General features: G+C 67.5%; 13 protein-coding genes. 10 read left to right on the top strand and 3 right to left on the bottom strand.

The genetic code is table 11. The features are described 5' to 3' along the window. The first annotated feature begins 60 nt into the window (after window positions 1-60). Genes AC5P7E_RS03995 through AC5P7E_RS03980 form a run of 4 tightly spaced genes read left to right on the top strand, consistent with a single transcriptional unit; the run spans window position 61 to window position 4,642 of the window. Window positions 61-852: a lysophospholipid acyltransferase family protein gene (locus AC5P7E_RS03995; protein ID WP_024956258.1), complete on the top strand. Its 792-nt coding sequence runs from the start codon at window positions 61-63 to the stop codon at window positions 850-852. Window positions 853-904: 52 nt separating this feature from the next. Next, complete coding sequence (locus AC5P7E_RS03990) at window positions 905-1,894, top strand: YheT family hydrolase (RefSeq protein ID WP_032965474.1); 990 nt, start codon at window positions 905-907, stop codon at window positions 1,892-1,894. A 56-nt stretch (window positions 1,895-1,950) separates the two neighbouring features. Then, window positions 1,951-4,020: a tetratricopeptide repeat protein gene (locus AC5P7E_RS03985; protein ID WP_012478722.1), complete on the top strand. Its 2,070-nt coding sequence runs from the start codon at window positions 1,951-1,953 to the stop codon at window positions 4,018-4,020. 10 nt (window positions 4,021-4,030) lie between these two features. Continuing rightward, complete coding sequence (locus AC5P7E_RS03980) at window positions 4,031-4,642, top strand: YbhB/YbcL family Raf kinase inhibitor-like protein (protein WP_114618719.1); 612 nt, start codon at window positions 4,031-4,033, stop codon at window positions 4,640-4,642. An 85-nt stretch (window positions 4,643-4,727) separates the two neighbouring features. On the opposite strand, the gene AC5P7E_RS03975 is transcribed toward AC5P7E_RS03980, so the two are convergent. The 3 genes from AC5P7E_RS03975 to AC5P7E_RS03965 all read right to left on the bottom strand — a co-directional run bounded on the left by AC5P7E_RS03975 (window position 4,728) and on the right by AC5P7E_RS03965 (window position 7,042). Continuing rightward, complete coding sequence (locus tag AC5P7E_RS03975) at window positions 4,728-5,204, bottom strand: META domain-containing protein (protein WP_043034985.1); 477 nt, start codon at window positions 5,202-5,204, stop codon at window positions 4,728-4,730. A 142-nt stretch (window positions 5,205-5,346) separates the two neighbouring features. Further along, on the bottom strand, window positions 5,347-6,174 hold the full coding sequence (locus AC5P7E_RS03970; protein WP_005407548.1) for an META and DUF4377 domain-containing protein: 828 nt from the start codon (window positions 6,172-6,174) through the stop codon (window positions 5,347-5,349). Window positions 6,175-6,247: 73 nt separating this feature from the next. Next, entirely contained in the window at window positions 6,248-7,042 is a 795-nt protein-coding gene (locus tag AC5P7E_RS03965) for an undecaprenyl-diphosphate phosphatase (RefSeq protein ID WP_012478726.1), read from the bottom strand. Between the two features lie 223 nt (window positions 7,043-7,265). Here AC5P7E_RS03965 and glnA point away from each other — a divergent pair, with 223 nt between their 5' ends. The 6 genes from glnA (at window position 7,266) to AC5P7E_RS03935 (ending at window position 13,503) form a co-directional block, all read left to right on the top strand. Further along, window positions 7,266-8,675 carry a type I glutamate--ammonia ligase gene (gene glnA, locus AC5P7E_RS03960; protein WP_005407550.1) on the top strand — a complete coding sequence of 470 codons (1,410 nt, stop codon included), beginning with the start codon at window positions 7,266-7,268 and terminating at the stop codon, window positions 8,673-8,675. A 347-nt stretch (window positions 8,676-9,022) separates the two neighbouring features. Continuing rightward, complete coding sequence (locus AC5P7E_RS03955) at window positions 9,023-9,361, top strand: P-II family nitrogen regulator (RefSeq protein ID WP_004134334.1); 339 nt, start codon at window positions 9,023-9,025, stop codon at window positions 9,359-9,361. A gap of 21 nt (window positions 9,362-9,382) precedes the next feature. Next, window positions 9,383-10,813: an ammonium transporter gene (locus tag AC5P7E_RS03950; protein ID WP_114618718.1), complete on the top strand. Its 1,431-nt coding sequence runs from the start codon at window positions 9,383-9,385 to the stop codon at window positions 10,811-10,813. A gap of 285 nt (window positions 10,814-11,098) precedes the next feature. Then, window positions 11,099-11,845 carry an N-acetylmuramoyl-L-alanine amidase gene (locus AC5P7E_RS03945; RefSeq protein ID WP_114618717.1) on the top strand — a complete coding sequence of 249 codons (747 nt, stop codon included), beginning with the start codon at window positions 11,099-11,101 and terminating at the stop codon, window positions 11,843-11,845. Between the two features lie 67 nt (window positions 11,846-11,912). After that, on the top strand, window positions 11,913-13,079 hold the full coding sequence (mltA, locus tag AC5P7E_RS03940) for a murein transglycosylase A (RefSeq protein ID WP_114618747.1): 1,167 nt from the start codon (window positions 11,913-11,915) through the stop codon (window positions 13,077-13,079). Between the two features lie 109 nt (window positions 13,080-13,188). Continuing rightward, window positions 13,189-13,503 carry a hypothetical protein gene (locus tag AC5P7E_RS03935; protein WP_021204073.1) on the top strand — a complete coding sequence of 105 codons (315 nt, stop codon included), beginning with the start codon at window positions 13,189-13,191 and terminating at the stop codon, window positions 13,501-13,503. Window positions 13,504-13,555 lie beyond the last annotated feature (52 nt).

The raw sequence follows: 13,555 nt of genomic DNA, 5'->3' as shown, positions 1-13,555 counted from the left end.
GATGGCGGTTATGGCCTAAATCGGCTGGCAGCGATGACGGCCCTCCGGTATCGTGCGCGGATGACTTCCCCCACTCCGGCCCCCCGTGGCGGCGTGGCGCGTGTGTGCCGTTACCTGTACCGCGTACCGCTGCTGTTGGTCCACATCATCGTGTTCCTGCCGCTCATCCTGATCGGCATGCTTCCGCCGTGGGGCGAACTGCGCGTGGGCGAGGCGACCTTCGGCGCCAAGGTGGTCAACTGGTGGCAGGGCGGGCTGATGTGGATCTTCGGCTTCCGCCTGGTGCAGGTCGGCGCGCCGCTGCCCGGTGCCGTGCTGTTCGTGGCCAACCATGTCAGCTGGGTGGATATCTGCATCCTGCACAGCCAGCGCATGATGGGCTTCGTCGCCAAGCGCGAGATCGCCAGCTGGCCGCTGGTGGGTTGGCTGGCCGCGCGTGGCCAGACCATCTTCCACCAGCGTGGCAACACCGAATCGCTCGGTGGCGTGATGCAGGTGATGGCCGACCGCCTGCGCGAGGGCAAGGCCGTGGGCGTGTTCCCGGAAGGGCGGACCCGCGGCGGTCACGAAGTGGGCCCGTTCCACGCCCGCATCTTCCAGGCCGCGGTCGAGACCGGCGTGCCGGTGCAGCCGGTGGCCCTGGTGTACGGGGCGAAGGGCGACGCGCAGACCATCGTCGCGTTCGGTCCGAACGAGAGCTTCTTTGCCAATTTCCTGCGCCTGCTCGGCGAGCCGGCGCGACGTGCGGAAGTGCACTTCCTGGCGCCGATCGGTGCACAGGACCTGGAAGGCCGTCGGCGCATCGCGGAAACCTCGCGCGCGCGCATCGTGGCGGCCATGAGCGCCGGGTGAGGCTGCGGTGGCCCTGATCCCGCCACCTGTCCTGGACGCCGGTACGCCGACGCTGCATGCGGCTGACTATCAGCCGCCGCGCTGGCTGCGCAATCCGCACCTGCAGTCGATGCTCAGCTCCAGCCGCATGCGCCTGCAGCGCGGCCTGCTGCTGCTGGCGGCCACCGGTGCGGTCAGCGAAGAGCTGATCCTCGATGGTGGTGATGGCGTGCGCCTGCAGGGCTGGCACAGCCATGTCGAAGGCCGCGAGCCCAAGGGCATCGCGCTGCTGCTGCATGGCTGGGAAGGCAGTGCCGAATCCAGCTACATGCGCATGGCCGCCGCGCGCATGATCGAGCAGGGCTTCGACGTGGTGCGGCTGAACTTCCGCGACCACGGCAACACCCATCACCTGAACCCCGGCATCTTCCACTCCAATCTCATCGATGAAGTGGTGCACGCCGCGGGTGATATCGCCCAGCGCTGGCCGCAGCTGCCGCTGGTGGCCGCCGGTTATTCGCTGGGTGGCAACTTCGTGCTGCGCCTGGCCCTGCGCGCGCCGGCGGCCGGCGTGCCGCTGCTGCGCGTCGCCTCGGTGTGCCCGGTGCTGGACCCGGCGCTGACGATGGAGAGCATCGAGAACGGCCCGGCGATGTACGACTGGTACTTCCGCCGCAAGTGGGCCGGCTCGCTGCGCCGCAAGCGCGATCTGTTCCCCGAGCTGAGCGACTGCGACGACCGCGTGCTGAAGCTGGACATCCGCGCGCTGACCGCCTGGCTGGTCGAGCGCCACACCAGCTTCGGTTCGCTGCAGGCCTATTTCGACGGCTACTCGATCGCCGGCGACCGCCTGTCGACCCTGCAGGTACCGGCCGACATCCTGATGGCGCAGGATGACCCGGTGATTCCGTACGCGACCTTCAGCAACTGGCAGCTGCCGGGCCAGGCGCGCCTGGAAACCGCCTGCTGGGGCGGCCACTGCGGGTTCATCGAAAACTGGCGCGGCGACGGCTTCTCCGAGCGCTGGGTCGCCCAGCGCCTGCAGCGGGTCCTGCAGGCCTGAACCGGCGACAGCGCGCAGCCCGCTACAATGCGGCTTTGCACTTGAACCGGACTGCCATGCAAGACCAGATCATCCAAGCGTTGCGCCAGAACCAGGCCGACCAGGCCGTGCAGCTGGCCCAGGCGTGGACCCGTGACGAACCCGGCCAGGCCAACGCCCACCGCTGGCTGGCGCTTGCGCTGCAGCAGCAGGGCAACGCCGAGGAGGCGATGGAGGCCCTGCAGCAGGCGCTGCGGCTGGCCCCGGACGACGCCCAGCTGCACCTGCAGCATGCCGGCCTGCTGCTGGCACTGCGCCAGTTCGAGGGTGCCGACGAAGCACTGGTGCGCACCACCGGCCTCGATCCGAACTCGTTCTCCGCCTATCTGATGCAGGCGCACCTGGCGATCGGCCGCAATGACTTCGACGAAGCGCAGCGCATCTCCACCCTGGCCGCGCGCGTGGAGCCGGATCATCCGGAACTGCTGACCATCGACGGCATGGTTGCACTGCGCCGCGGTGACGCCGACCGTGCACTGGCGCTGCTGTCGGCTGCCAGCAAGGCACTGCCGGACGATACCCGCGTGCTGTACGCACTGGGCTTTGCCTACCTGGGCAAGGACATGCTGGCGTTTGCAGAGCAGTCGTTCCGCCGCGTGCTGGAACTCAATCCGTCGCTGTCCTCGCTGCATGGGCTGGTGGTGCAGCTGGCACTGCGCCAGGGCAACGTACCGGCCGCCGCCGAAGCCATGCAGGTGGCCCTGCAGCAGCCGGAGATGGACGTACCGTCGATGCGCCGCCTGGCGGGTGAACTGTCGCTGCGCAATGGCCAGCCGCTGCAGGCCCTGGACTACCTGCTGCCGCTGCTGGAGACGCAGCCGGAAGACCGCCAGGTGCTGCAGCTGCTGCTGATGTCATGGCAGCGCCTGGGGCGCGAGGATGAAGCGCGTGCACGCCTGGATGCGGTACTGGATACCGATGACCAGCTGCACGATGTGTGGCTGGCACGGCTGGCCATCGAGCAGGTGGGCAGCGAAAGCGCCGTGACCGCGGTCGAGCGCTGGATGGCGGCGATGCCCGCGCATCTGCCGGCCCTGGAGGCGCGCCTGCGCCTGCATGACATGGCCGGCGAACATGCTCAGGCCGAAGCGATCGCCGAACGCATCGTCAGCCTGGAACCGGGCCGCGTCAGCGGCGAGACCCGGCTGGTCGAAGGCCTGCTGCAGCGCGATCCCGCCGCCGCCGTGGCCCGCGTGCAGGCGCTGATCGAGCTGGCGCCGGAAGAGCATCGCGCCGACCTGCGGACGTGGATGGGCGAGATCCAGGACCGCGCCGGGCAGCCGCAGGACGCCCTGCGCACCTGGCTGTCGCTGCAGGCTGACCAGGCGCCGCAGCGCTTGCCACTGCCGCCACAGGCCAAGTCCCCGCCGAGCTGGCCGGACAAGGGCAGCATCGACGGCGATGCCAGCTCCGCGCCGATCTTCCTCTGGGGCCCGCCGGGTTCGGGCGTTGAGCGGGTGGCGACCGGCCTGGCTGCTGCCAGCCCGGTGCTGCGCAGCGACCGCTACACCAACACGCCGCCCGATGATGCGTTCCAGAACTACAACACATTGCAGGACCTGGCCTCAGGCGTGCTGACGCCGGAGCGGCTGGTGCAGCGCTGGCGTGAACAGCTGCCGGCACGTGGCCTGCAGAGCGACACCGTGATCGACTGGCTGCTGTGGTGGGACAACGCCCTGCTGTGGGCGCTGCGCCCGCAGCTGCCGCAGGGCCGCCTGGTGCTGGTGCTGCGCGACCCGCGCGACATGCTGCTGGACTGGGTGGCCTACGGTGCCGCCGCGCCGCTGGCGATGACGTCGCTGGCCGAAGCCAGTGAATGGCTGACCCGCGCGCTGACCCAGATCGCCACGCTGCATGAGGACGACCTGTACCCGCACGTGCTGCTGCGCATCGACCAGATCGGCAACGATCCGCAGGCGATGGCCGAACTGCTGGGCCGCCTGTTCGAGCGGCCGATGCCGCCGGCGGCACAGCTGGGAGCCCCCCGCCTGCCTGCCGGCCACTGGCGCAACTACCGCGACGTGATGAGCGCCGCCTTCGCCCAGCTCACCCCGGTTGCGGTGCGCCTGGGTTACCCGGAAGAGTGAGGATAGTCCGATGCAGTTGACCAGCCACAGCCTGACCAACGGCGCACCGATCGATCGTGAGTTCGCCGCGGGCGACGCCAACGGTTTCGCCCCGGACCGCAACCCGCACCTGGCCTGGAGCGGGGCGCCGGCCGGCACCCGTTCGTTCCTGCTGGTATGCGTGGACCCGGACGTACCGACCGTGCCGGAGACGGTTGGCCGCGGCGACATGAGCGTGCCGCGCGACCAGCCGCGCTGCGATTTCGTGCACTGGGTGATGGCCGATATCCCGGCCACGGTGCAGGAGATCGCCGCTGGCAGCTGCAGCGACGGCTTCGTGGTGAAGGGCAAGCCCGCACCCGCCGGCCCGGCCGGCAGCCGCCAGGGCCTGAACGACTTCACCGGCTGGTTCGCGGGCAACCCGGACATGGCCGGTGATTACCTGGGCTATGACGGCCCGTATCCGCCGTTCAACGACGAGCGCATGCACCGCTATTTCTTCCGGGTATTCGCGCTGGACGTGGCGTCGCTGGACCTGCCGCAGCACTTCACCGCCGCCGACGCGTACCGCGCCATGCACGGCCACGTGCTGGCCGAAGCCGCACTGCACGGCACCTACACGTTGAACCCGGCGCTGCGCTGAGCAGCACACAGGGTAGAGCCGGCCGCGGGCCGGCTGCTGCAGGCAACGGCGGCAACACAGGGAAGATGCCGGCCAGCGGCCGGCGCTACCTTCCATCCGCTTGCAGCGCCGCCGGTTCGAACACTGCGGTGTCGCCCCTCGCGTTGCGCAGCACCAGCGCGCCGCGGTCGTCAAGCGCAAGCGTCGGTGCCGAGCCTTCGCCGTGCATCAGCTTTCCGGCGAGCTTCTGCTGCGTGGGCAGTCTCTGATCGACGCATAGCGCTGTGGTCTGCACGCTGTTGCGCAGGATCAGCAGGTTGCCCTGCAGCCGGTACTCGTTGCTGACGTGGTTGCACAGGTTCAACTCGCTCATGAAACCGGACTGGAAGCGCAGTGTGTAGGGCGCGCGACCGCGGACGAACAACGCGTCGATGCGCTTTCCTTGCGCGTTGGTGGCACGCACCAGTTGCCACAGGTGCGCTTCAAGCTGATCGGTGCTGGGCGTGCTGGGCGTGCTGGCAGCGGCCACATTCGCGGACATGGCCAGCAGCGCAGCAATGATGAGGACGGGGACGTGCTTCATGCCGATCTCCCGATGCATCCGGGTAGTGCCGGCCGCTGGCCGGCAGCATCCGTGTGTTGGCGGTGCCGCGCAGGGCAGCCGGCCAGCGGCCGGCACTACCGACCATGAAGAAGGGCGGCCTCTCGGCCGCCCTTCCATCGTTTTATTTCTTCTCGATGGCCGACTCGACCACCATGTCCAGCACGTACGCCTGCGACGGCGCATCGGCCGGCGGGTTCTTCACCTCGTAGCGCTTCACGCGCACCACGTTGCGCACGCCGTCTTCGTGGGTGTAACCCTCGATGTTGCCGTAGAAGTTCTCGAACTTGCCCGGCTCGCCCTGCTTCAGGCCCTTGTCGTCGAACTTCACTTCGCGCACCTGCAGGCACTGGTAGTCCGGGATCAGCGGGTGCGAGCACTTCTCGGTCTTCGCAGCCACTTCCAGGAACACGGTTTCGCCGGCGCCGCCGTAGCGGGTTTCAGCGGTCGGTTCCGGGTTGAACACCAGCACGTCGCCCTTGGCGGTGGTCAGGGTCAGCTTGCCATCGGCATCCTGCTCGGCCTTCAGCTCGCCCTGCAGGCGGCTCGACACGGCCTCGTCCAGCGCCATCAGCGCCTTGTCGGTGCAGGCCATCATGGTCGAGGCCATCGCACTGACCGTCAGCTTGCCGTCGGCCAGGGTGTAGCCGCCACCCATGTGGTTGCAGGCGTTGCTGACCGACAGGCGGCCATCAGCGAAGTCCAGGGTGACCGGCTTGTCTTCGCGGGCGAACAGCGCGTCGATGCGCTTGCCGTCGGCGCCGGTGGCCTGCTGCAGCAGCCAGTGCTGGCTCTGCAGGCGCTGCGCATCCAGGTGCGCCAGCGTCTGCTGGTCTGCTGCCTTGGCCGCGGCCGGGGCCACGTCGTCGCCGCCGGTGCCGGCCGGTGCCGGGGTCTGGCTGCAGGCGGCCATCAGGGCCAGCGGGAGGAGCAGGGTGAGCTTGCGGTTCATGGTGATTCTCCTTGGGGAACCGTGGGGGAAACGGGGTAGGGCCGGCAACGGGGTTGCCATGCCCCGGTGCTGTTCAGCTGCCGGAGGGCAACCACAGCAGCAGCGCCGCGCCCAGTGCGATGCGGTAGATCGCGAAGGCGGTGAACCTGTGCGACTTGATGTAGCCCATCAGCCACTTCACTACGACGAAGCCGGTGATGGCCGCGGCAAGGAAGGCCACGCCCACGTCGGCCCAGTCCTCGCTGCCCAGCTGCCCTGCCTTGGCCATTTCCAGGAAGGTGTAGGCGCTGGCGGCAAACATGGTGGGAATGCCGACCAGGAACACGAACTCGGCGGCGGCCGCGCGGCGGCTCAGGCCCAGCAGCATGGCCAGGAAGATGGCCGAGGCCGAGCGCGAGGTGCCGGGGAACACGCCGGCCACGACCTGCGCCAGGCCGACGCCGATCGCCACCGTCCAGGTCACCTGGTCGCGGTCGGGCAGGCGCGCGGTGTAGGCCTCCACCAGCAGCATCCAGACGCCACCGATGATCAGCGCCCAGGCCACCGGGCTGACCGTTTCCGGCAGCGACCAGCCGGCCTTGCGTACCACCAGGCCGACCACCGCGGTGACCAGGAACGCCGCGCCCAGCTTGAACACGTACTCGCGGTTCCCGCGCTGGTTGAAGCCGGTGGCCAGCTGCAGCAGGCGCTGGCGGAACACCAGTACCACGGCCACGATGGCGCCGGCCTGGATGACGATGTTGAAGAAGTCCGAACGGGCACCCAGCCAGTGCTGGGCGATGAGCAGGTGGCCGGTGCTGGAGATCGGCAGGAACTCGGTCAAGCCTTCGAGGATGCCCAGCAGCAGGGCGGAGAGCAGGTCGGACATGGACGGTGCGTGCACGCGCGGCGGAAGGAAGAAGGGCGAGAGGATAGACGATCCGTGCTGCACCAAACGGGTGCGTCTGGTGGCGGGCGCACCTCATTGGTGCGCACCAATTTGCACCGGTCCGGGGCACTCTTTTTGAAATCAATGACTTGCGGGCTGTAAAAAGTTGGCACGGTCGTTGCTCTACCTCAGCAGGCATTCATCCCCATCCGAGGTCGTACCGATGTCCGTGGAAAACGTTGAGAAGCTGATCAAGGACAACCAGATCGAATTCGTCGATCTGCGCTTTGTCGACATGCGTGGTGTCGAGCAGCACGTGACCTTCCCGGTCAGCATCGTCGAACCGTCGCTGTTCGAAGAAGGCAAGATGTTCGATGGCAGCTCGATCGCCGGCTGGAAGGGCATCAACGAGTCGGACATGGTGCTGCTGCCGGATACCGCCAGCGCCTACGTCGACCCGTTCTACGCCGATCCGACCATCGTGATCAGCTGCGACATCCTCGACCCGGCCACCATGCAGCCGTATGGCCGTTGCCCGCGCGGCATCGCCAAGCGCGCCGAGGCCTACCTGAAGTCCTCCGGCATTGCCGAAACCGCGTTCTTCGGCCCGGAGCCGGAATTCTTCATCTTCGACTCTGTCCGTTTCGCCAATGAAATGGGCAACACTTTCTTCAAGGTCGATTCCGAAGAAGCCGCCTGGAACAGCGGCGCCAAGTACGACGGCGCCAACAGCGGTTACCGTCCGGGCGTGAAGGGCGGCTATTTCCCGGTTCCGCCGACCGACACCCTGCACGACCTGCGCGCCGAGATGTGCAAGACCCTGGAACAGGTCGGCATCGAAGTGGAAGTGCAGCACCACGAAGTGGCCACCGCCGGCCAGTGCGAGATCGGCACCAAGTTCAGCACCCTGGTGCAGAAGGCCGACGAACTGCTGCGCATGAAGTACGTGATCAAGAACGTCGCGCACCGCAACGGCAAGACCGTCACCTTCATGCCCAAGCCGATCGTCGGCGACAACGGCAGCGGCATGCACGTGCACCAGTCGCTGTCCAAGGGCGGCACCAACCTGTTCTCCGGTGACGGCTACGGCGGCCTGAGCCAGCTGGCGCTGTGGTACATCGGCGGCATCTTCAAGCACGCCAAGGCCATCAATGCCTTCGCCAACTCGGGCACCAACAGCTACAAGCGCCTGGTGCCGGGCTTCGAAGCGCCGGTGATGCTGGCCTATTCGGCCCGCAACCGTTCGGCCTCGTGCCGCATTCCGTGGGTCTCCAACCCGAAGGCGCGCCGTATCGAAATGCGCTTCCCGGACCCGATCCAGTCCGGCTACCTCACCTTCACTGCGCTGATGATGGCCGGCCTGGACGGCATCAAGAACCAGATCGACCCGGGCGCACCGAGCGACAAGGACCTGTACGACCTGCCGCCGGAAGAAGAGAAGCTGATCCCGCAGGTCTGCTCCTCGCTGGACCAGGCGCTGGAAGCGCTGGACAAGGACCGCGAGTTCCTGAAGGCCGGTGGCGTGATGAGCGATGACTTCATCGACGGCTACATCGCGCTGAAGATGCAGGAAGTGACCAAGTTCCGCGCGGCCACCCACCCGCTGGAGTACCAGCTGTACTACGCCAGCTGACCGGATGCGATGGCGGTGGGCTTCCCCCTCCCACCCGCCGCCATCGCTTCCGTTTTCGCGGCTGGGGAGCCGCAAGGCGGGCGCAGGCCCGCCGTTGTAGAGCGGACTGTCAGTCCGCTGCATTGGAACGCGGGCCTTTGGCCCGCTTATCCAGGGGCAAGAGAGAGACCGGATACGCGACCAGGGCCGCCCTCCCTCCCGCGTCGGTCGTGCAAGGAGAGAGGCACGGCCGTCCCGGCCCTGTACGTGTCCGGTGCAACAGCCACGGTCATCATCCTGATGACCCGTGGTTGCCTGATGCCAACGCGCACTGGCGCGCTGGCCCCATCCACCCTCGGGACATGCGCATGAAACTGATCTCCGCCATCATCCGACCGTTCAAGCTCGACGAGGTCCGCGAGGCCCTGTCCGATGCAGGCGTGTCGGGCATCACCGTGACCGAAGTGAAAGGCTTCGGCCGCCAGAAGGGCCACACCGAGCTGTATCGCGGCGCCGAGTACGTCGTCGACTTCCTGCCCAAGATCAAGATCGAAACCGTGGTCACCGACGAGCGTGCCGATGCGGTGATCGAAGCGATCCAATCGTCGGCAGGCACCGGCAAGATCGGTGACGGCAAGATCTTCGTCACCGCCGTCGAACAGGTCATCCGTATCCGCACCGGCGAAATCGGTGCCGACGCGCTGTAACCCCCTTCCGGAGACTCCCCCATGAAGATGCGCCTTCTCACCGGGTGGCAAGCCCGGTTCCATATCGTGTGCCTGTTGATGCTGCTCAGCGCGCTGGCCGCGGGTGCCTGGCCGGGCAATGCCCACGCCCAGGCGCAGGTGTCGCCGCTGCCAAGCGAAAGCGTGGCCGTTGAACCGCTGCAGGACCCTGCAGCTGCAGCCGCTGCACCGGCCGTGGCCGAAGCGGCCGCCGCCTATGATCATGGCGACGTGGCCTGGATGCTCACCTCCACCCTGCTGGTGCTGTTGATGGTGGTGCCGGGCCTGGCCCTGTTCTACGGCGGGCTGGTGCGCTCGAAGAACGTGCTGTCGGTGCTCAGCCAGATCCTGGTGGTGTTCTCGCTGGTGCTGCTGCTGTGGGTGGCCTACGGCTACAGCGCGGTGTTCAGCGCGGGCAATCCCTTCTTCGGGTCGTTCACCGAGTTCGCCTTCCTCAAGGGCTTCACCCCCGAGTCGGTCGGCAACACACCGATCAAGGGCCTGCCGGACTATCTGTTCGTCGCGTTCCAGTCGACCTTTGCCGGTATCACCACCGCGCTGATCGTCGGTGCCTTCGCCGAGCGCATCAAGTTCCGCGCGGTGCTGCTGTTCTCGGCGCTGTGGTTCACCCTCAGCTACATCCCGATGGCCCACATCGTCTGGGGTGGCGGCTACCTGGGTGAGCTGGGTGCCATCGACTTCGCCGGCGGTACCGTGGTGCACATCAACGCGGGCGTTGCAGGCCTGGTTGCCGCGTGGTTCGTCGGCAAGCGCCTGGGCTATGGCCAGACCGCGCTGAAGCCGCACAACGTGCCGTTTACCTACATCGGCGCAATGCTGCTGTGGGTGGGCTGGTTCGGCTTCAACGCCGGCTCGGCGGCGGCGGCCGATACCGTGGCCTCGCTGGCCTTCCTCAATACCGTGCTGGCTACGGCAGCTGCGGTGCTCGGCTGGACGCTGGTGGAAGCAATCAGCAAGGGCAAGCCGTCGGCACTGGGCGCGGCCTCGGGCGCGGTGGCCGGCCTGGTCGGCATCACCCCGGCATGTGGCACCGTCGGCCCACTCGGCGCGATCATCATCGGCTTCGTCGCCGGCGTGGTCTGCGTCTGGGGCGTCACGGGCCTCAAGCGCCTGCTGAAAGTGGATGACACCGCCGACGTGTTCGGTGTGCATGGTGTCGGCGGCATCGTCGGCGCGATCCTTACCGGTGTGTTCAGTGCACAGTCGCTGGGTGGTACCAAGGCGGATCTGGATATCGCGCACCAGGTCTGGGTGCAGGTGGTCAGCGTCGGTCTCACCGTGGTGTGGTCGGCGGTGGTGACCACGCTGATCCTGCTGGTGGTGCGCAGCGTGGTTGGCCTGCGCGTGACCGAAGAGGCCGAACGCACCGGCCTGGATGTGACCTCGCACGGCGAATCCGCCTACGAGGCCTGAAGTAGCGGCGGAGCTACTGCATTGATGTTGTGGGTGCCGACCGTTGGTCGGCACTTCTACTGTTCTGGTGGGTGCCAAGCTTGCCTGGCACTGCTCCTGCTCTGGTGGGTGCCAAGCTTGCTTGGCACAGGGTCTGGGTCTGCTCTGGTGGGTGCCGACCGTTGGTCGGCACAGCGGGTAGCCCATCCACGCATGGCGTGGATCTACCGCATCCTCTCTGGTGGGTGCCAAGCTTGCTCTGCACGGCGGCATGCATCATCGCGCCTGATCGCGCACAATCAGGCCATGCACCCGATCCGCACTGTCCTGATGCTCTCGGCCTGCCTGCTGCTGGCTGCCTGTGCCTCCGCGCCGCAGGAAACCCGCAACCCGCTCGCCACCTGGGTGCCATCACCCAACCAGAACGCGCGCACGCCGGTCATCATCGTCATCCACCACACCGAGCAGAAGTCGGTGCAGCAGAGCCTGCATACGTTGCGTACAGCCAACAGCGGTGGACCGGTCAGTGCGCATTACCTGGTCGGCGCCGATGGCCATCGTTACCAGCTGGTGGCCGATGAGCGCCGCGCCTGGCACGCCGGCGCCGGGCGCTGGGGCACCATCACCGATCTCAACTCGGCTTCCATCGGTATCGAGCTCGACAACGATGGCCGCAGCCCGTTCAGTGCGGCGCAGATCGAATCGCTGATCGTGCTGCTGCGCGATCTCACCACCCGCCTGAACATTCCGCCGCGACAGGTGATCGGCCATGCCGACCTGGCGCCGACGCGCAAGCAGGATCCGAGCCGCTTCTTCCCCTGGCAACAGCTGGCCGAGGCTGGCTTCGGGGTATGGCCGCGCGCCGCTGACGGCGCGGCACCGGAAGGCTTCGACGCGTGGAATGCGCTGGCCCGCTTCGGTTATCCGCTGGACAACCGTGAAGCCACTGTCGCTGCATTCCACCGCCGCTTCCGCGGCCGCGACGACCTGCCAAAGACGCTGGATGCCGAAGACGCGCGCATCCTGCATTCGCTGCTGCTGCAGACACCGTGACCCCGCGCATGAACGCTTGACCCCGCGCTGGGTTGCCGCCCAGCGGCCGGCCCGCCACCATGGCGGCATGATCGATTCCGCTACCTTCTTTAAGCGCAAGCACTGGACCCTGTTGGCAGCGGCGGTGCTCGCCGGTTGCGCCACCACCGCTCCCCGCACGGGTTCCGAAGCGCCCACGCCGACCTCACCGCCGGCGGCCACCTACGCCAGGGTCGACTGGAAAGCCCTGCCAGCGGTCTCAAACAGCGATCTGCAGGCCGGTTTCGTTGCCTGGCGCAGCAGCTGCACCCGCCTGAAGAACGATGCGGTCTGGGCCAAACCCTGCGCCACCGCCGCAGCGGTGTCAGACAAGGACCCGGCCGCGATCCGCCAGTTCCTGCAGCGCGACCTCGATGCCTATGCGCTGCGTGCCGGTGGCCACCAGGCCGACGGACTGATTACCGGCTACTACGAGCCGATCTATGCCGGCAGCCTGACCCGTACCGCCACGGCGACCGTACCGGTCTACGGCACGCCGGATGATCTGGTGGTGGTGCAGCTGGAGAGCCTCTACCCGGAACTGAAGGGCAAGCGCCTGCGCGGTCGCGTCGAAGGCAAGGTGCTCAAGCCCTATGACGACGCCGGCACCATCGCGGCCAAGGGCGCCAACGCCCCGGTGCTGGCCTGGCTGACCGACCCGATGGACCTGCAGCTGCTGCAGATCCAGGGGTCCGGCCGCGTGCGCCTGGCCGATGGCAAGCAGGTGCGTCTGGCCTATGCGGAACAGAATGGCCACCCCTACCGCGCCATCGGGCGCTGGCTGGTGGACCAGGGCCAGCTGAAGAAGGAAGACGTCACCATGGACGCGATCCGCGCCTGGGCACGGGCCAATCCCGCGCGCGTGCCGGAACTGCTGCGCAGCAACCCCAGCTACGTGTTCTTCGTGCGCAACCCGGACAGCCCGGAAGGCCCGCGTGGTTCGCTGAACGTGCCGCTTACCGCCGGCTACAGCGTGGCGGTGGACCGCAGCGTGGTGCCGCTGGGCAGCCTGCTGTGGCTCTCCACCACGCGCCCGGACGGCACCCCGGTGGTGCGCCCGGTGGCCGCGCAGGACACCGGCGGCGCCATCGCCGGTGAGGTGCGCGCCGACCTGTACTGGGGCAGCGGGGATGCCGCCGGCAAGCTGGCCGGCGACATGAAGCAGAAGGGCAATATCTGGATGCTGTGGCCGAAGGGCGTGCCCCTGCCGAACTGAACCAGCAGGGGGTCGGATCCCTTTCCAAAGGGAAGGGCTCTGACCCCGGATGCCTGATAATGGCGCCATTCCGAACTTTCCGGCCGCGCCTGCGGCCAGGACCCCTGCAATGACCTACGCAAAGCACAACGCAAAACCCGGCGCGAAATCCGCCGCAAAGAAGTACTACAAGCACTGGGCCGAATCGGGCCTGGGCAAGGGCAACGTGCTGATGGAAGCCCGTGGCGAGAAGATCGTGCGCCAAGTGGAAATCTACGGCACCAGGATGGTCTGGGCCGACGAGCATGCCCACAGCGACGACCGCTTCCTGCTGGCCGACCAGCCAGTGTCGTTCCTGGATTTCGACGAGGACGACGAAATCTCCGCGCGTGAATTCGAAGCCGCCTGGAAGAAGGCACGGGAAGCCACCGGCTACCCGGTGTAATCCAAGCCCCCGGCACCCGCCCTTGTAGCGCCGAGCCTTGCTCGACGCTGCA

The sequence above is a fragment of the Stenotrophomonas sp. YJH_SMC_25 genome (assembly GCF_059369595.1).
This window is presented reverse-complemented; position numbering and strand designations above follow the sequence as displayed.